At 72.8% G+C, this 21,003-nt stretch carries 1 protein-coding gene; it reads right to left on the bottom strand.

Translation table 11 applies throughout. The features are described 5' to 3' along the window. Positions 1-21,003 (bottom strand): SDR family NAD(P)-dependent oxidoreductase (locus ACIQMV_RS37210; protein WP_402597509.1); only part of this gene is annotated, 21,003 nt, incomplete at its 3' end.

Here is a 21,003-nt window from a genome sequence, read left to right as displayed (position 1 = left end):
CAGGCGCCACAGATCCTCGGGCGAGGCCACCCCGCCCGGATAGCGGCAGGCCATACCCACGATCACGATCGGATCGTCCGCCACGGCCGCCGTGCCGCTCTGCACGAGCTGCATGTCGGCTTCGGTGCCGAGGAGTTCGTCCAGGATGAAGCCGACCAGGACCTCGACGGTCGGGTAGTCGAACACCATCGTGGCGGGCAGGCGCAGTCCGGTGACCGTGTTCAGGCGGTTGCGCAGTTCGACCGAGGTGAGCGAGTCGAAGCCGAGGTCCCGGAAGGCGCGCGTGGGGTGGACGGCCGTGGCGTCGGCGTGGCCGAGCACCAGGGCGACCTGGCCGCGGACGAGGTCCACGAGCACTTCCCGGCGTTCGACCGCGTCCAGGGCGGCCAGCCGGTCGCGCAGACCGGTCGCCGTCGCCGAGCCCGCGACCGCCGCACGACGCGAGCGGCCCCGGATCAACGAACGGAGCAGCGGCGGCACATCGCCCTGACCGCGCAGGGCGGGCAGGTCGAGCCGGACGGGTACGAGCGCGGCGTCATCGGTGGACAGGGCGGCATCGAAGAGGGTCAGACCCTGCTCGACGGCGAGCGGGGGCACTCCGGAGGCCTCGAGCCGCTTGAGCTCCGCGTCGGAGAGTGTGCCGGTCATGCCGCCGGTGCCGGTCTGCTCCCAGGGGCCCCAGGCCAGCGACAGACCCGGCAGGCCGGCCGCACGACGGTGCTCCATCAGGGCGTCCAAGAAGGCGTTGCCCGCCGCGTAGTTGGCCTGACCCGCATTGCCGAAGACACCGGCGACCGACGAGAACACCACGAACGCGTCCAGATCCAGACCACGCGTCGCCTCATGCAGATTCCACGCCGCGTCCACCTTCGGACGCAGCACGGCGGACAGCCGCTCCGCAGTAAGAGATGCGACCATGCCGTCGTCCAGCACACCCGCCGAATGCACCACCGCCGACACCGGATGCGCGGCCACCAACTCGGCCACCGCCCCACGATCCGTCACATCACACGCCACCACCGTCGCCCGCGCACCCGACTCCGCCAACTCCGCCACCAGCTCGGCCGCACCCACGGCCTCACCACCACGACGACTGACCAGAACCAGCTCACGCACACCATGCACGGCCACCAGATGACGCGCCAGCACCGCACCCAGACCACCAGTACCACCCGTCACCAACACCGCACCCTCCCCACCGAACACCCGAACGGCCTCGGCAGTGGAAGCGGGACGACGGACCAGACGGGCGGCACGGAGCTCGTCGTCCTGGAGGCGGAGCTGAGGTTCGTCGCCCAGGAGGGCGGCGAGCGGGAGCGGACGGGTGGTCTCGGGGTCGAGGTCGATCAGACCGAAGCAGCCCGGGTTCTCGGACTGGGCGGAGCGCACCAGGCCCCAGACCGCGGCGGCGGCCGGGTCGTGGCCGGTGGTCGCGCCCCGGGTCACGAAGACGAATCTCGTGGCGGAGTGACGCTCGTCCTCCAGGCGGGTCCGCACCAGCTCCAGCACGTGCCGGGTGAGGGCATGGGTGACGGCCGGGGTGTCGGCCCCCGCCTCGTGCTCTTGGGCGGCGACGGGCAGCAGCACCAGTTCGGGCAACTCGGCGTCGTCCGTCAGGGAGGCGCGCCGGCCGATCTCGGTGCCGGCCGCCCGCAGGCTCTCGACGAGCCCGAAGGGATCCTCGCCGACGATCTCCGCCGTCGGCTCCGCGGTCGCGGCCGGGGTGGCCTCGGTCCCCGTGACCGGGGTCCAGTCGAGGCGGAACAGGGAGTCGCGGACGAGTGCCGCGGCGGAGCTGAGCGCCTCCGCGGACACGGCGCGCATGGTGAGCGCCCGGACGGCGGCCACGGGGGCGCCGGTGGTGTCGGCGACGGCCAGCGTCAACGTGCCGTCGGTGTCGCGGCCGAGCCGGACGCGGACGGAGGAGGCGCCGGAGGCGAGCAGCGAGACGCCGTTCCAGGAGAACGGCACGCTGCCGGTCGTGCCGTCACCGGCCGGGGCCGCGAGCCAGGCGGCGTGCAGGCCGGCGTCGAGCAGTGCCGGGTGGAGGCCGAAGCTCTCGGCTTCCTTCTGTGTGCCGTCCGGCAGCGCGATCTCCGCGAACACCTCGTCGCCGCGGCGCCAGGCGGCCCGCAGACCCTGGAAGGCGGGACCGTAGGCGAAGCCGTCGGCCTCGCGCGCCTCGTAGAAGCCGGTCAGGTCGACGGGCTCGGCGTCCACCGGCGGCCACACCGTGGCGTCGAACGGCGCGGCGGCCGTCGGGAGCCCGGTGGCGAGGACACCGGTGGCGTGCTGGGTCCAGGGGGCGTCGGTGGACTGCTCCGGGCGTGAGTGGACCGTGACGGTACGGCGTCCGGCGGCGTCCGCGACGCCCATCCGCACCTGAGTGCGGACCCCGCCCTGCGCGGAGAGGACCAGCGGGGCGGCCAGGGTCAGTTCCACGACGTGGTCGCAGCCGACCTCGTCGCCCGCGCGGACCGCCATCTCCAGCAGGGCCGTGCCCGGCAGCAGGACGGTGCCGTGGACGGCGTGGTCGGCCAGCCACGGGTGCGAGTGCAGTGACAGGCGCCCGGTGAAGACCAGGTCCTCGCCCTCGGCGAGTTCGACGACCGCGTTGAGCAGCGGGTGGGCTGCCGAGCTGATGCCGACGGAGTTGACGTCCGTGGCGTCGCGCTTGCCGGCGGGCCAGAAGGGCCGGTGCTGGAAGGCGTAGGTCGGCAGTTCGAGGGCGCGGGCGCCGGTGAGGGCCAGGAACCCGGCCCAGTCGACGCGGGTGCCGGTGGCGTGCAGCCGCCCGAGGGCGGCCAGGGCCGTGCGCTCCTCGGCCGCGTTCTTGCGCAGCAGCGGGACGGTGACGGTGTCGTCGCCGGTCAGCGACTCCTGGGCCATCGCGGACAGGACCCCGTCCGGACCCAGCTCCAGGAACGTGGTCACACCCTGCTCCTCGAGCGTGGCCACCCCGTCGGCGAAGCGGACCGCCTCACGGACGTGGCGCACCCAGTACTCGGGCGAGCACAGCTCCTCGGCCGCGGCCAGGGAACCCGTCAGGTTCGACACCACCGGAATCACCGGCGCCGCGAACGCCAACTCCTCGGCCACCGCCCGGAACTCGTCCAGCATCGGATCCATCAACGGCGAGTGGAACGCGTGCGACACCCGCAGCCGGGTGGTCTTGCGGCCCTCCGCCTCGAACCGCGCGGCCAGCTCCAGTACGGCACCCTCGACGCCCGACACCACTACGGACGTCGGTCCGTTGAGTGCGGCGATCGACACCTGGTCGGTGAGGTACGGGGTGACCTCGTCCTCGGTGGCCTGGACGGCGGCCATCGCGCCACCGGCCGGCAACGCCTGCATCAGACGACCACGAGCCGCCACCAAGCGGGCCGCGTCCTCCAGCGAGAACACCCCGGCCACATGCGCGGCAGCGATCTCACCGATCGAGTGACCAGCCACGAAGTCCGGCGTGACTCCGAAGGACTCCACCAGCCGGTAGAGGGCGACTTCGACAGCGAACAGCGCGGGCTGGGTCCACCCGGTCTCATTCAGCAGACCGGCGTCCTCACCCCACATCACCTCCCGCAGCGAACCACCCAACTCACCATCCAGAACGGCGAGAACGGCATCCAAGGCCTCGGCGAACACCGGGAACCGGCCATACACCTCACGACCCATCCCCAACCGCTGCGAACCCTGACCCGTGAACAGTGCCGCACAACGGCCCGACGTGGGGCTGCCGGTGGCGACGGAGGGGTGGGGCTCGCCGGACACGAGGGCGGCCAGGGCGTGCACCGCCTCCTCGTGCTCGGTGGCCAGCACCACGCCACGGTGGGCGAACAGGGAACGCTGGGTCACGAGGGAAAGTGCCACGTCGGCGGGGCGCAGTCCGGGCGTCAGACGGACGTGCGTGAGCAGGCGGGCGGCCTGGTCGCGCAGCGCCTCAGGCGACTTGCCGGACAGCACCCACGGCACCACCGCGGGCTCGACCACGTCCGCCTCCGGCACCGCAGCGGCAACCACCGTGCCCTGAACCACCCTTGCCGGCTGTTCCAGGATCACGTGGGCGTTGGTACCGCTGATACCGAAGGAGGAGACACCGGCGCGGCGCACCCGGTCCGTCTCGGGCCACTCCGTCTGCTCGGTGAGCAGCTCGACGGCACCGGCACTCCAGTCGACGTGCGAGGACGGCTCGGTGATGTTGAGGGTGCGGGGCAGTACACCGTGGCGCATCGCCATGATCATCTTGATGACACCGGCGGCACCGGCCGCGGCCTGCGTGTGCCCCAGGTTGGACTTCACGGAGCCGAGCAGCAGGGGACGGTCCTCCGGGCGGTTCTGGCCGTAGGTGGCGATCAGGGCCTGGGCCTCGATCGGGTCACCCAGCGTCGTACCCGTTCCGTGCGCCTCGACGACGTCCACGTCGCCGGTCGAGAGTCCACCGCTGGCAAGCGCCTGGCGGATCACCCGCTGCTGGGACGGACCGTTGGGAGCCGTCAGGCCGTTGGAGGCACCGTCCTGGTTGACGGCGGAACCACGAACCACGGCGAGAACACGGTGGCCGTTGCGGATCGCGTCGGACTGGCGCTCCAGCAGGAGCATGCCCACGCCCTCGGACCAGCCGACACCGTCCGCCGAGTCCGAGAACGCCTTGCACCGGCCGTCGGGCGACAGACCCCGCTGGCGGGAGAACTCGACGAAGGCGGTGGGCGTCGACATGACGGTCACGCCGCCGGCCAGGGCGAGCGAGCACTCGCCCGACCGCAGGGCCTGGGCGGCCCAGTGCAGGGCGACCAGGGAGGACGAGCAGGCGGTGTCGACCGTGACGGCCGGACCCTCGAAGCCGAAGGTGTACGACACACGGCCGGAGGCCACGCTGCCCGCGCTGCCCTGGCCCTGGAAGCCCTCGAACTCCTTGCCGCTCAACAGGCTGCCGTAGTCGTGGTACATGACGCCGGCGAACACACCGGTCGTGCTGCCGCGCAGGCTCTGCGGGTCGATACCGGCTCGCTCAATGGCCTCCCAGGAGGTCTCCAGCAGCAGACGCTGCTGCGAGTCCGTCGCCAGCGCCTCACGCGGGCTCATCCCGAAGAAGTCGGCGTCGAACTCCGCGGCGTCGTGCAGGAATCCGCCGGAGCGGGTGTACGAGGTGCCGGTGTGGGCCGGGTCAGGGTCGTACAGGGAGTCGACGTCCCAGCCGCGGTTGGCCGGGAAGTCGGAGATGGCATCCGTGCCCTCGCTGACCAGGCGCCACAGATCCTCGGGTGAGGCGACGTCACCGGGGAAGCGGCAGGCCATGCCGACGATCACGATCGGGTCGTCCTCCGTCGACGGCAACAGCGTGACGGGGGTCAGTGTCTCGGCCTCGGCGCCGAACAACTCGGTGAGCAGATGGTCGGCGAGCACGGACAGCGTGGGATGGTCGAAAATCGCCGTGGCCGACAGGCGCAGACCCGTGGCAGTGCGCAGGCGGTTGCGGAGTTCGACCGCGGTGAGGGAGTCGAAGCCGAGGTCACGGAAGGCACGGTCGGCGTCGATATCGGATCCGGCGGCATGGCCGAGAACCAGTGCGGCACTCGCACGGACCAGGTCGAGCAGGACCTCGTGGCGCTGCTCGCGGTCGAGCCGGGCGAGTCGCTGGACGAGTCCGGCGTCGGCGCCGTCGGCAGCCCCGGTCGCGGCGGCGCGGCGCACGGGGGTACGGATCAGTCCGCGCAGAAGAGCCGGGATCTCCGACCGACCCCGGAAGGCGGCGAGGTCCATGCGGCTGGTGACGAGAGTGGCCTCACCGGTGGTGAGGGCCGCATCGAAGAGGGCAAGGCCCTGCTCGATGGTGATGAGCGGCATTCCGGACTCGGCGGCCCGGCGGACATCACGCTCGTCGAGCCCGGCCGTCATGCCCGCACCCTGCTGCCAGGGACCCCAGGCGAGGGAAGTGGCGGGCAGGCCGAGGGTCTGGCGGTGAGCGGCGAGAGCATCCAAGAAGGCGTTGCCGGTCGCGTAGTTGGCCTGGCCCGCGCCGCCGAACACACCAGCAACCGACGAGAAGACCACGAACGCGTCCAGATCCAGGTGACGCGTCGCCTCGTGCAGGTTCCAGGCGCCGTCCACCTTGGGCCGCAGCACGAAGTCGAGACGGTCGGGGGTGAGAGAGGCGAAGATGCCGTCGTCGAGAACACCGGCCGTGTGCACTACCGCAGCAAGCGGGTGCTCCGCCGGAATCTCCGCGACCAGCGCGTCCACCGCATCCCGGTCGGCGACATCACACGCCGCCACCGAGACCTCGGCACCCAGCCCCTCCAGCTCCGCCACCAACTCGCCAGCGCCTGCGGCAGCCAGACCGGAACGGCTGGTCAGCAGCAGACGCCGCACCCCCCGCTCGGCCACCAGATGACGGGCCACCAGACCACCCAGACCACCCGTACCGCCCGTCACCAGCACCGTCCCCTCCGACGACCAGGCAACCTGGGCGGCGGAGTCGGCGGCGGCACGGGTCAGACGAGCGACATGAGCACGACCACCACGCAGCGCGAGCTGCGGCTCGTCCAGGGCGAGGGCACGGGTGAGAACGGAGTCGGAGACACCGTCGGCGTCGAGGTCGACCAACCCGAAGGCACCCGGGTTCTCCGTCTGCGCGGAACGGACCAGACCCAACACCGCAGCAGCGGCAAGGTCGGTCACCGGGGCGTCGTCAGTGACGACGGCACCGCGAGTGACGAGGACCAGACGGGAACCACTGAACCGGTCCTCCGCCAACCACTCCTGAAGAAGACCCAACGCCGCGGCGGCCCGGCTGCGCACGGAGCCCGGCGTGTCATCAACATCGGCACCGGCCGTCAGCGGAACCAGTACAACACCGGGAACGGGCGCATCGGCCGCCAGTAGATCGGCGAGGGTCGCATACCGGACAGCGTCAACGCCCACGGCATCAGCGAGGTCGTCCGTGTCCGGACCCAGCAGGGCAACACCCGCGGAACCGGTGCCCTCCGGCAGCGGGACCGGCGTCCACTCCAGCCGGAACAACGCATCACGCAGGTGTCCGGCGTCGCTGGACACCTGGTGGGCGTCGACCGGGCGCGCGAGCAACCGGTCGATGGAGACCACGGGCCGGCCGGCGGGGTCGACGGCGGTCACGGACATCCCGTTCGCACCCGCCGGGGCGAGGCGGACACGCAGCGCGGTGGCGCCGGAGGCGTGCAGGCTGACGCCCTCCCACGAGAACGGAAGACCACCGTCATCATCGGTGAGCAACGCCGGGTGCAGGGCCGCGTCGAGCAGTGCGGGATGCACGGCGAAACCGGCCGCGTCCTCGGTGCCCTCCTCGGGCAGCGAGACCTCGGCATACAGGGCCTCACCGGCCCTCCAGGCCGCCGTAAGGCCCTGGAAGAGCGGACCGTAGACGAAGCCACGAGCGGCGAAACGCTCGTAGCAGCCCTCAGCGTCAACGGTCTCCGCACCGACAGGCGGCCACACACTGCTGTCGAAGCCGGCTTCGGCAGCGCTGCCGCCTGTCGCCAACGTGCCAGTGACGTGCAGCGTCCAGGCACCGTCCGTAGCTTCCTCAGGGCGCGAGTGCACGGTGACAGAGCGCCGACCACCATCATCGGCGCCACTCACACGGACCTGGAGCAGGACTGCGCCGTCCTGCGGAAGCACCAGCGGCGCGGCAAGGGTGAGTTCCTCGACCCGATCGCAGCCGACTTCGTCACCCGCGCGGATCGCGAGATCCAGGAAAGCGGTGCCCGGCAGCAGGACGGTGCCCATGACGGCGTGGTCGGCGAGCCAGGGGTGCGACTGAAGAGAAAGACGACCGGTGAAGAGCACGCCTTCGCCCTCAGCGAGTTCCACCGAGCCGTTGAGCAGCGGGTGTCCGGCGTAGGTGAGGCTGACGACCGCGGCGGCGGAGTGCGTGCCGCTGGGCCAGTAGGTGGTGTGCTGGAACGCGTAGGTCGGCAGGTCGACGCGGGTGGCGCCGGTGCCGGCGAAGAATGCGTTCCAGTCGAGCCGCAGGCCCGCCGTGTGCAGGGCGGCGAGGGCGGTCAGGGCAGCGGCCTCCTCGTCGCGGTTCTTCCGCAGGACCGGGACGGTGACGGTGTCGTCGCCGGTCAGCGACTCCTGGGCCATCGCGGAGAGGACTCCGTCCGGACCCAGCTCCAGGAAGGTGGTCACCCCTTGCTCTTCGAGCGTGGCCACGCCGTCGGCGAAGCGGACCGCCTCACGGACGTGGCGCACCCAGTACTCGGGCGAGCACAGCTCCTCGGCCGCGGCCAGGGAACCCGTCAGGTTCGACACCACCGGAATCACCGGGGCGGCGTACGACAACTCCTCGGCCACCGCCCGGAACTCGTCCAGCATCGGATCCATCAACGGCGAGTGGAACGCGTGCGACACCCGCAGCATCGTCGCCTTGCGGCCCTCCGGCTCGAACCGCGCCGCGACCTCCAGCACGGCACCTTCCTCACCCGAAACGACCACCGACGTAGGCCCGTTGACGGCAGCGACCGACACCTGGTCGGTGAGGTACGGGATGACCTCGTCCTCGGTGGCCTGGACGGCGACCATCGCGCCACCGGCCGGCAGCGCCTGCATCAGACGACCACGGGCAGCCACCATGCGAGCGGCGTCCTCCAGCGAGAACACCCCAGCCACGTGCGCGGCAGCGATCTCACCGATCGAGTGACCAGCCACGAAGTCCGGCCTCACACCCCACGACTCCACCAGCCGATAAAGCGCCACCTCAACGGCGAACAGAGCGGGCTGAGTCCACCCCGTCTCATGCAGCAGACCGGCGTCCTCACCCCACATCACCTCCCGCAGCGAACCACCCAACTCACCATCCAGGAAAGCCAGTACGGCATCCAGAGCCTCAGCGAACACCGGGAACCGGCCATACAGCTCACGGCCCATCCCCAGCCGCTGCGAACCCTGACCCGAGAACAGCACCGCACGGCGTCCGGTGCGGGTACGACCGGTGACGGCAGCGGAATCCGCCTCGCCGTCGGCGAGGGCGGTCAGGGCGCGGAGGGCGTCCTCCCGGCCGGTGGCCAGGACGACGGCGCGGTGGTCGAACGCGGAACGGCTGGTCGCCAGCGAGTAGCCGAGGTCGAGCGGGCGCAGCGCCCTGCGCTCGCGGACCGTGTCGAGGAGGCGGGCGGCCTGGTCGCGCAGCGCGTCGGGCGACTTGCCGGAGAGGACCAGCGGGACGACAGCGGGTTCGCCGCCGCCGGCACCGGTCGTTTCCGGTGCCGGTGCGGCGACCGGCTGTTCCAGGATGACGTGGGCGTTGGTACCGCTGATACCGAAGGAGGAGACACCGGCGCGGCGCACTCGGTCCGTCTCGGGCCACTCCGTCTGCTCGGTGAGCAGCTCGACGGTGCCTTCGGTCCAGTCGACGTGGGACGACGGGGCGTCCACGTGCAGGGTGCGCGGCAGCACGCCGTGGCGCATCGCCATGACCATCTTGATGACACCGGCGACACCGGCCGCGGCCTGCGTGTGTCCGATGTTGGACTTCAGCGAGCCGAGCCACAGGGGCTGCTCGTCGGTGCGGTTCTGGCCGTAGGTGGCGAGCAGGGCCTGGGCCTCGATCGGGTCACCCAGCGTCGTACCCGTTCCGTGCGCCTCGACGACGTCCACGTCGCCGGTCGAGAGTCCACCGCTGGCGAGGGCCTGGCGGATCACCCGCTGCTGGGACGGACCGTTGGGAGCCGTCAGGCCGTTGGAGGCACCGTCCTGGTTGACGGCGGAGCCGCGGACGACCGCGAGGATCTCGTGACCGTTGCGCATCGCGTCGGACTGGCGCTCCAGCAGGAGCATGCCGACGCCCTCGGACCAGCCGACACCGTCCGCCGACTCGGCGAACGCCTTGGAGCGGCCGTCGGGAGCGAGACCCCGCTGGCGGGAGAACTCGATGAACGTGCTGGGCGTCGACATGACGGTCACACCGCCGGCCAGGGCGAGCGAGCACTCGCCCGACCGCAGGGCCTGGGCGGCCCAGTGCAGGGCGACCAGGGAGGACGAGCAGGCGGTGTCGACCGTGACGGCCGGACCCTCGAAGCCGAAGGTGTACGACACACGGCCGGAGGCCACGCTGCCCGCGCTGCCCTGGCCCTGGAAGCCCTCGAACTCCTTGCCGCTCAACAGGCTGCCGTAGTCGTGGTACATGACGCCGGCGAAGACGCCGGTGCGGCTGTCACGGAGGCTGTGCGGGTCGATACCGGCCCGCTCGATGGCCTCCCAGGAGGTTTCCAGCAGCAGACGCTGCTGGGAGTCCGTCGCCAGCGCCTCACGCGGGCTCATCCCGAAGAAGCCGGGGTCGAAGTCGCCCGCGTCGTGCAGGAATCCGCCGGAGCGGGTGTACGAGGTGCCGGTGTGCTCGGGGTCCGGGTGGTACAGGTTCTCCACGTTCCAGCCGCGGTTGGCCGGGAAGTCGGAGATGGCGTCGGTGCCCTCGCTGACCAGGCGCCACAGATCCTCGGGCGAGGCGACCTCGCCCGGGAAGCGGCAGGCCATGCCGACGATCACGATCGGGTCGTCCTCCGTCGACGGCAACAGCGTGACGGGGGTCAGTGTCTCGGCCTCGGCGCCGAACAACTCGGTGTGCAGGTGGTCGGCCAGCGCGGACAGCGTGGGATGGTCGAAGACCATGGTGGCCGACAGGCGCAGACCCGTGGCAGTGCGCAGACGGTTGCGGAGTTCGACCGCGGTGAGGGAGTCGAAGCCGAGGTCACGGAAGGCACGGTCGGCGTCGATATCGGATCCGGCGGCATGGCCGAGAACCAGCGCGGCGCTCGCACGGACCAGGTCGAGCAGGACCTCGTGGCGCTGCTCGCGGTCGAGCCGGGCGAGTCGCTGGACGAGTCCGGCGTCGGCGCCCTCGGCAGCCCCGGTCGCGGCGGCGCGGCGCACGGGGGTACGGATCAGTCCGCGCAGAAGAGCCGGGATCTCCGACCGACCCCGGAAGGCGGCGAGGTCCATGCGGCTGGTGACGAGAGCGGCCTCACCGGTGGTGAGGGCCGCATCGAAGAGGGCAAGGCCCTGCTCGATGGTGATGAGCGGCATTCCGGACTCGGCGGCCCGGCGGACATCACGCTCATCGAGCCCGGCCGTCATGCCCGCACCCTGCTGCCAGGGACCCCAGGCGAGGGAAGTGGCGGGCAGACCGAGGGTCTGGCGGTGAGCGGCGAAAGCATCCAAGAAGGCGTTGCCGGCCGCGTAGTTGGCCTGGCCCGCACCACCGAACACACCAGCAACCGACGAGAAGACCACGAACGCGTCCAGATCCAGGTGACGCGTCGCCTCATGCAGGTTCCAGGCGCCGTCCACCTTGGGCCGCAGCACGGTGGCAAGCCGCTCGCCGGTCAGCGAGCCGAGCACACCGTCATCGAGAACACCCGCCGTGTGCACGACCGCCGTGAGCGGGTGCTCCGCGACCAGCGCGTCCACCGCATCCCGGTCGGCGACATCACACGCCGCCACCGAGACCTCGGCACCCAGCCCCTCCAGCTCCGCCACCAACTCGCCAGCGCCTGCGGCAGCCAGACCGGAACGGCTGGTCAGCAGCAGACGCCGCACCCCCCGCTCCGTGACAAGGTGACGGGCCACCAGACCACCCAGACCACCCGTTCCACCCGTCACCAGCACCGTTCCCTCCGACGACCACACGGCCTCGGCAGCGGGATCGGCGGCGGCACGGGTCAGACGAGCGACAAGAGCACGACCGCCACGCAGCGCGAGCTGCGGCTCGTCCAGGGCCAGCGCGCGCTCAAGGACGGAGTCAGAGGCACCGTCGAGGTCGACCAACCCGAAGGCACCCGGGTTCTCGGTCTGCGCGGAGCGGACCAGACCCAGCACCGCAGCGGCAGTAAGGTCAGTCGCCGGGGCGTCGTCAGTGGCGACGGCACCGCGAGTGACGAGGACCAGACGGGAACCACTGAACCGGTCCTCCGCCAACCACTCCTGAAGAAGACCCAACGCCGCGGCGGCCCGGCTGTGCACGGAGCCCGGCGTGTCATCAACATCGGCACCGGCCGTCAGCGGAACCAGTACCGCACCGGGTACCGGCACATCGGCCGCGAGCAGGTCGGCGAGGGTCGCATACCGGACAGCGCCGTCGCCGAGGGCTTCGGCCAGGTCGTCGGTGTCCGGGCCGAGCAGGGCGAGGCTCGCAGAGCCCGTGCCCTCCGGCAGCGGAAGCGGAGTCCACTCCAGCCGGAAGAGCGCGTCGCGCAGGTGTCCGGCGTCGTTCGTCAGCCGGCCGGCGTCGACCGGGCGGGCGAGCAGCCGGGCGACGGAGACCACGGGCCGGCCGGCCGGGTCCACCGCGGTCACGGACAGCGCGTTCTCACCCACCGGAGCAAGACGCACGCGCAGCGCCGTCGCACCCGAAGCATCCAGGCTGACGCCCTCCCACGAGAACGGAAGACCACCGTCGTCGTCGGTGAGCAACGCCGGGTGCAGGGCGGCGTCGAGCAGTGCGGGATGCACGGCGAAACCGGCCGCGTCCTCGGTGCCCTCCTCGGGCAGCGAGACCTCGGCATACAGGGCCTCACCGGCCCTCCAGGCCGCCGTAAGGCCCTGGAAGAGCGGACCGTAGGCGAAGCCATGAGCGGCGAAACGCTCGTAGCAGCCCTCAGCGTCAACGGTCTCCGCACCGACAGGCGGCCACACACTGCTGTCGAAGCCGGTGCCTGCGGGGGCGGCGTCGGACAGGGTGCCCGAGGCATGCAGCGTCCAGACGCCATCGGTGGCGTCCCCGGGACGGGCGTGCACCGTGATGGCGCGCCGCCCACCATCATCAGCACCGCCCACACGAACCTGGATCAGCACGGCGCCGTCCTGCGGAAGCACCAGCGGCGCAGCGAGGGTGAGTTCCTCGACCCGACCGCAGCCGACCTCGTCACCCGCACGGATCGCGAGGTCGACAAAGGCGGTGCCGGGCAGCAGGACAGTGCCCGTCACGGCGTGGTCGGCCAGCCACGGGTGGGACTGAAGCGACAGACGGCCCGTGAGCAACACGCCCTCCCCGCCGGGGAGTTCCACAGCGGCGCCGAGCAGCGGGTGGGAGGCGGAGCCGAGTCCGGCGGCGCGCATGTCGTGCGGGTGCGCCGCTCGGGCCGCGGGCCAGAACCAGCGGTGCTGGAAGGCGTAGGTCGGCAGGGCGACGCGGGCGGCCCCGCCGCCGGTGAACGCGGACGTCCAGTCGGCGTCGACGCCGTGGACGTGCAGCCGGCACAGGGCGGTGACGAGGGACTGCTCCTCGTCCCGGTCCTTGCGCAGCAACGGCACGGTGACGGCGTCCTCGGCGGCGGACTGCTGTGCCATGGCGGACAGCACACCGTCGGGGCCGAGTTCGACGAAGGTGGTGACGCCGTGCTCGACGAGGGTGCCGACGCAGTCGGCGAACCGTACGGCCTCGCGGACGTGACGCACCCAGTAGTCCGCCGAGCACAGCTCCTCGGCCGTGGCGAGAGCACCGGTCAGGTTCGACACCACCGGAATCACCGGCGCCGCGAACGCCAACTCCTCGGCCACGGCCCGGAACTCGTCGAGCATCGGGGTCATGAGCGGCGAGTGGAAGGCGTGGCTGACCCGCAGCCGGCTGGTGCGCCGTCCCCGCTCGGTGAAGTGCCCGGCGACCGCGAGTGCGGCGTCCTCGGTGCCGGAGACGACCACGGACGACGGTCCGTTGACGGCGGCGATGGAGACGTCGTCGGTGAGGAGCGGAAGGACCTCGTCCTCGGTGGCCTCGACGGCGATCATGGCGCCGCCCTCGGGCAGCGCCTGCATGAGGGCCGCGCGGGCGGCGACGAGACGGCAGGCGTCCTCCAGGGTGAGCACACCGGCGACGTGCGCGGCGGCCATCTCGCCGATGGAGTGGCCGGCCACGAAGTCCGGCCTCACGCCCCAGGACTCCACCAGCCGGTAGAGCGCGACCTCGACCGCGAACAGGGCGGGCTGGGTCCATCCGGTCTCATTCAGCAGACCGGCGTCCTCACCCCACATCACCTCCCGCAGCGAACCGTCCAACTCGCCGTCCAGGACGGCGAGTACGGCGTCCAGGGCCTCGGCGAACACGGGAACCCTGCCGTACAGCTCACGGCCCATGCCGAGGCGCTGGGAGCCTTGTCCGGAGAACAGGAACGCGGTGCGTCCGCCGCGGGCGGTGCCGGTCAGCAGTGCGCTGTCGTCGGTCCCGGCGGCGAGGGCCGCGAGGGCGCGGAGCGCCTCGGTGCGGTCGGCGCCGAGGACGACGGCGCGGTGGTCGAAGACGGAGCGGCTGGTGAGCAGCGAGTACGCGATGTCGGCCGGGCGGGTCTCGGGGTGGTCCTCGACATGGGCGAGCAGCCGGGCGGCCTGGTCGCGCAGGGCCTCGGGGGTCTTCGCGGACAGCGGCCAGGGGGCGGCCGGGAGTTCCTCGGCGGGGCCGCGCGGGGCTGCCGGGGCGGGGGTGGCGGCCGGCTGCTCGATGATGACGTGGGCGTTGGTGCCGCTGATGCCGAAGGAGGAGACAGCGGCGCGACGCACCCGGTCCGTCTCGGGCCACTCCGTCTGCTCGGTGAGCAGTTCGACGGCACCGGCGTCCCAGTCGACGTATGAGGACGGGGCGTCCACGTGCAGGGTCCGCGGGAGCACACCGTGCCGCATCGCCATGATCATCTTGATGACACCGGCGACGCCCGCGGCGGCCTGGGTGTGGCCGATGTTGGACTTCACGGAGCCGAGCCACAGGGGGCGCTCCGGGTCGCGGTCGCGGCCGTAGGTGGCGATGAGGGCCTGGGCCTCGATGGGGTCGCCCAGGGTGGTGCCGGTGCCGTGCGCCTCGACGACGTCGACGTCCTCGGGGGACAGTCCGCCGCTGGCGAGGGCCTGGCGGATGACGCGCTGCTGGGACGGGCCGTTCGGGGCGGTCAGGCCGTTGGAGGCGCCGTCCTGGTTGACGGCGGAGCCGCGCAGCACGGCGAGGATCTCGTGGCCGTTGCGGATCGCGTCGGACCGGCGCTCCAGGACGAGCATGCCGACGCCCTCGGACCAGGCGACGCCGTCGGCGGCCTCGGCGAACGCCTTGGAGCGGCCGTCTGCGGCGAGGCCGCGCTGGCGGGAGAAGTCGACGAAGGTGCTGGGCGTCGACATGACGGTGACGCCGCCGGCCAGGGCGAGCGTGCACTCCCCCGTGCGCAGTGCCTGGGCGGCGAGGTGCATGCCGACGAGGGAGGAGGAGCAGGCGGTGTCGACGGTGACGGCGGGGCCCTCCAGGCCCAGGGTGTACGAGACACGGCCGGAGGCGACGCTGGGGGCGCTGCCGTTGCCGCGGAAGGCCTCGTACTCGTCGCCGGTGAGGATGGTGCCGTAGTCGTTGTACATGACGCCGGCGAAGACGCCGGTGCGGCTGCCGCGCAGGCTGAGCGGGTCGATGCCGGCCCGCTCGACGGCCTCCCAGGACAGCTCGAGCAGCAGGCGCTGCTGGGAGTCGGTGGAAAGTGCCTCGCGCGGGCTCATGCCGAAGAAGTCGGCGTCGAAGGAACCGGCGTCGTGCAGGAACCCGCCGGCGCGCACATAGGTGTGTCCGGGGCGGTCGGGGTCCGGGTCGTAGAGGTTGTCGACGTCCCAGCCGCGGTTGACGGGGAACGGGCCGGTGGCGTCGGCGCCCTCGCCGACCAGGCGCCACAGGTCCTCGGGAGAGGTGACGCCGCCCGGGTAGCGGCAGGCCATGCCGACGATGACGATCGGGTCGTCGGTGGTGGCCGGGAGGGCGTCGGCGGGGGTGGGCAGGGGGGTGTCGTCGCCGGTGCCGAGGAGTTCGTCGCTCAGGTGGTCGGCGAGCGCGTTCGGGGTCGGGTAGTCGAACACCATGGTCGCGGGCAGCCGCAGTCCGGTGGCGGCGTTGAGTCCGTTGCGCAGTTCGACCGCGGTCAGCGAGTCGAAGCCGAGGTCCTGGAACTGGCGGGCGGCTTCCACCTGGTCGGCGTCGGCGTGGCCGAGGACCTGGGCGATCTGGGTGCGGACCAGGCCGACCAGGGTCTCGCGGCGGGCGGCGGCGTCCAGGCCGGCCAGTCGCTGGGCGAGGCTGTCGGCGGTCACCGACACCTGGGCGGCGGCGCGGCGCACGGTGGCGCGGATCAGACCGCGCAGCAGCGGCGCGACCTCACCCTGGGTACGCAGCACGGCCAGGTCGAGGCGGACCGGCAGGAGGGCGGGCCCGCCGGTGGCGAGGGCCGCGTCAAAGAGGGCGAGGCCCTGCTCGACGGTGAGCGGCGGCATGCCGGAGCGGGCGATGCGGTCGACGTCGATGTCGGACAGCGTGCTGGTCATGCCGACGCTCTGGGTCCAGGGGCCCCAGGCGAGGGAGGTGGCGGGCAGTCCGAGGGCCTTGCGGTGGACGGCGAGCGCGTCGAGGAAGGCGTTGCCGGCCGCGTAGTTGCCCTGTCCGGGGCTGCCGAGGGTGGCGGCGACGGACGAGAAGAGCACGAACGCGTCGAGGTCCAGGTCCCGGGTGAGCTCGTGCAGGTGCCAGGCGGCGTCGGCCTTGGGCCGCAGCACGGTGTCGAGGCGCTCGGGGGTGAGGGAGCCGATGACACCGTCGTCGACCACACCGGCGGTGTGCACGACGGCGCTCAGCGGGTGCGCGGCGGGCACCCGGGCGAGGAGGGCGGCGAGCGCCTCCCGGTCGGTGACGTCGCACGCGGCGACGTCGACCGAGGCGCCGTGTCCGGTGAGTTCGTCGACGAGGGCGCGGGCGCCGTCGGCGTTTGGGCCGCGGCGGCTGGCGAGCAGCAGGTGGCGGACGCCGTGTTCGGTGACGAGGTGGCGGGCGAGGACGCCGCCGAGTCCGCCGGTGCCGCCGGTGATCAGGACGGTGCCGTCCGGGTTCCAGTCGGCGGGGGTGCCGGGCGCGGGCACCCGGGTCAGCCGGGCGGTGAGGACGTCGGAGCCGCGTACGGCGAGGTCGGGTTCGTCGTACGCGGCGGCCAGGGCCGCCACCAGGGCCTCGGGGGCGGCGGGGGTGGCGAGGTCGAGGAGCGCGAGGCGGCCGGGGTTCTCGGTGCGGGCGGTGCGGATCAGACCGGCGGCCGCGGCGGCCGCGAGGTCGCGGCCCTCAGTGGCGTCGCGGGTGACGAGGACGAGCCGGGCGTCGGCGAACCGGTCCTCCGTCAGCCAGTGCTGGGCCAGGCCGAGTACGGCCGCGGTGGTGGTGTGGGCGGCGTCGGCGGCCGGGGTGTCCTGCTCGCCGGGCAGGGCGGTGAGCACGGTCTCGGGCACCGGAGCGGTGTCCGCGGCCAGGGCGGCCAGGTCGATGTGGGTGGTGACGTGGACGCCGGTGGCGCGCAGCGCGTCGGCGAGGCCGGCCGGGTCGGCGCCGACGAGGGCGACAGTATCGGGAAGCTGCCCGGGCAGGTTCCGCAGCGGGGTCCACTCGACCTGGAAGAGGGAGTCGCGGTGGACGGCCCCCGCGGTGCCGGGGGTGTCCTTGGGGACGGCGCGGGAGACCAGGGAGTCCACGGACAGGACGGTGCCGCCCGCGGTGTCGTACACGGCGATGGAGACGGTGTCCTCGCCCACGGAGGTGATCCGGGCGCGGACGGTGGTGGCGCCGGAGGCGGCGAGGTGCACGCCCTGCCAGGCGAACGGCAGCCCGCCCTGGCTGATGGCGCCGAGGTCGGTGTAGGCGGCGGAGTGCTGGGCGGCGTCCAGGAGCGCGGGGTGCAGGCCGAAGTCGGCGGGGTCGGTGCCGGCGTTCTCGGGGACGGCGACCTCGGCGAACACGTCGGTGCCGCGGCGCCAGGCGGCGCGCAGGCCACGGAAGGCGGGCCCGTAGTCGAAGCCGAGGCCGGCCAGGCGCTCGTAGCAGCCGTCGAGGTCGACCCGCTCGGCTCCGGCGGGCGGCCAGACGGTGGCGTCGAAGGCGGCGTCGGGGGCGCCGGCCCCGGTGGTGAGGACGCCGGTGGCGTGCTGCGACCAGGGCAGGTCGAAGCCGTCCTCGACCCGGGAGAAGATGCCGAGCGGGCGGCGGCCCGCGGGGTCGGGGGCACCCACCCGTACCTGGAGCTGGACGGCGCCGCGCTCGGGGAGCACCAGCGGGGCGGCGAGGGTGAGTTCCTCGACGCGGTCGCAGCCGGCGTCGTCGCCGGCGCGGATGGCGAGTTCGACGAAGGCGGTGCCGGGCAGCAGGGCACGGCCCTGGACACCGTGGTCGGCGAGCCAGGGGTGGGAGTGGACGGAGAGCCGACTGGTGAACAGGAACCCTTCGTCGTCGGCGAGTTCGACGGCCGCGCCGAGCAACGGGTGGTCGGCGGAGCCGAGTCCGGCGGCGGTGACGTCCTGGGTGGAGCGGCCCGCGGACGGCCAGAACCGCTGGTTCTGGAAGGGGTAGGTGGGCAGGTCGGCGCGCCCGGCACCGGTGGTGTCGAAGAGGCGGGCCCAGCGGACGGTGAGGCCGCGGACGTGCACCCGGGCGAGTCCGGTGAGGGCGGACTCCTCCTCGGGGCGGTCCTTGCGCAGCAGCGGGACGGCGGTGGTGCCCTCGGGCAGCGACTCCTGCGCCATCGCGGACAGCACGCCGTCGGGGCCGACTTCGAGAAGGGTGGTGACGCCGCGGGCGGCGAGGGTGGTGACGCCGTCGGCGAAGCGGACGGCCTCGCGGACGTGGCGGACCCAGTAGTCGGCGGTGCACAGGTCGGCGGGGTCGGCGATGGCGCCGGTCAGGTTGGAGACGACCGGGATGCGGGGCTCGTGGTAGGTGAGGCCCTGGGCGACGCGGCGGAACTCCTCCAGCATCGGGTCCATGAGCGGCGAGTGGAAGGCGTGGCTGACCCGCAGCCGGGTGGTCTTGCGGTCCTGCGCCTCGAAGTGCGCGGCGATCGCGGCGACTTCGTCCTCGGCACCGGCGACCACCACCGACGACGGCCCGTTGACCGCGGCAATCGAGACCCGCTCCGTGAGGTGCGGGACGACCTCCTCCTCGGTGGCCCGCACCGCGAGCATCGCACCGCCCCGCGGCAACTCCTGCATCAGGCGGGCGCGGGCAGCGACCAGTTGGCAGGCGTCCTCCAGCGACAGCACCCCGGCGACATGGGCGGCGGCGATCTCGCCGATGGAGTGGCCACCGACGTAGTCGGGAGTGACGCCCAGGGAGGAGACGAGGCGGTAGAGGGCCACCTCGACGGCGAACAGCGCGGGCTGGGTCCAGCCGGTCTCGCTCAGGAGGCCGGCGTCGGAGCCCCAGACGACCTCGCGCAACGGGCGGTCGGTGTGGCGGTCGAGGAGGGCGGCGATCTCGTCGAAGGCCTCGGCGAACACCGGGAAGCGGGCGTGCAGTTCACGGCCCATGCCGAGGCGCTGGGAGCCCTGGCCGGAGAACAGGACGGCCGAGGCGCCGTCGTCGACCGAGCCGTGGGCGATCTCGGTGGCGCCGGCGGCGTCGGTGCCGGCGCAGAGCAGGACGGCACGGTGCTCGAAGGTGGCGCGTCCGTCGGCGAGCGCGAAGCCGATGTCGAGCGGGTCGGCGCCCGGGTGGCCCGCGAGGTGGGCGGCGAGGCGCTCGCGCTGGGCGTCGAGCGCGGCGGCGGTACGGCCGGACAGGGTCCACGGGACGAGCGCGGGGCGGACGGCGGGGTCCGGGGCGGGGCGCTCGGGCGCGGCGGGGGCCTGTTCGAGGATGAGGTGGGCGTTGGTGCCGCTGATGCCGAAGGAGGACACACCGGCCCGGCGGGCGCGGCCGGTCTCGGGCCAGTCGACGGCGCGGTCGAGGAGTTCGACCGCGCCCGCGGTCCAGTCGACGTTGCCGGTCGGCCGGTCGGAGTGGAGGCTTTGCGGCAGGACGCCGTGCTGGATCGCCATGATCATCTTGATCACGCCGGCGGCGCCGGAGGCGGCCTGGGCGTGACCGATGTTCGACTTGACGGAGCCGAGCCACAGCGGCCGTTCGCGGTCCTGGCCGTAGGTGGCGAGCAGCGCCTGGGCCTCGATCGGGTCGCCGAGGGTGGTGCCGGTGCCGTGCGCCTCGACCGCGTCGACGTCCGCGGCGGTCAGGTGCGCGCTGTCCAGGGCGGCGCGGATGACGCGCTGCTGGGACGGGCCGTTGGGGGCGGTGAGGCCGTTGGAGGCGCCGTCCTGGTTGATGGCGGAGCCGCGCAGCACGGCGAGGACCGTGCGGTCCTCGCGCTGGGCGTCGGACAGCCGCATCAGGACGAACAGGCCGGCGCCCTCGGCCCAGCCGGTGCCGTCGGCGTCGTCGGAGAACGGCTTGCAGCGGCCGTCGGCGGCCAGTCCGCTCTGTGAGGTGAACGCGATGAACGGGTGGGGCGTCGCCATGACGGACGCGCCGCCCGCCAGAGCGATGGAGCATTCGCCGCCCCTCAGTGCCTGGACGGCCAGGTGCAGGGAGACCAGCGACGAGGAGCAGCCGGTGTCGACGGTGACCGCCGGGCCCTCGGCGCCCAGGAAGTAGGAGAGCCGGCCGGAGATCACGCTGGCGGCGTGACCGGTGGTGGAGTACACCTCGGCGTCCTCGTCGGACGCCTTGATGACCTCCGCGTAGTCCTGGCCCGTGGTGCCCATGAACACGCCCGTGCGGCTGCCGCGCAGCGTGGAGGGGTCGATGCCGGCCCGCTCCAGGGCCTCCCAGGCGATCTCCAGGAGGATGCGCTGCTGCGGGTCCATGGCGACGGCCTCGCGGGGCGAGATGCCGAAGAAGCCGGGGTCGAAGCCGGCGGCGTCCCGCAGGAAGCCGCCGACCTGGGCGAGGCTGCTGCCCTCGCCGCCGCCCGCCAGCCGGTCCAGGTCCCAGCCGCGGTCGGTCGGGAACGGGCCGATGACGTCGCGGCCCTGGGCGACGAGCTCCCACAGGTCCTCGGGGGAGGCGACGCCGCCGGGGAAGCGGCAGCCGATGCCGACGACGGCGATCGGCTCCGCCGCCGAGGCGACCAGCTGCTCGTTCTGCTTGCGCAGCCGCTCGATCTCCTTCAGGGACGACCGCAGCGCCTCGACGTACTTGTTGGGGGACGTGCTCAT

The sequence above is a fragment of the Streptomyces sp. NPDC091412 genome (assembly GCF_044756885.1).
Lineage (GTDB): Bacteria > Actinomycetota > Actinomycetes > Streptomycetales > Streptomycetaceae > Streptomyces.
Note: the sequence above shows the minus strand (reverse complement) of the source record. Positions and strands in the feature narration are given on the sequence as shown.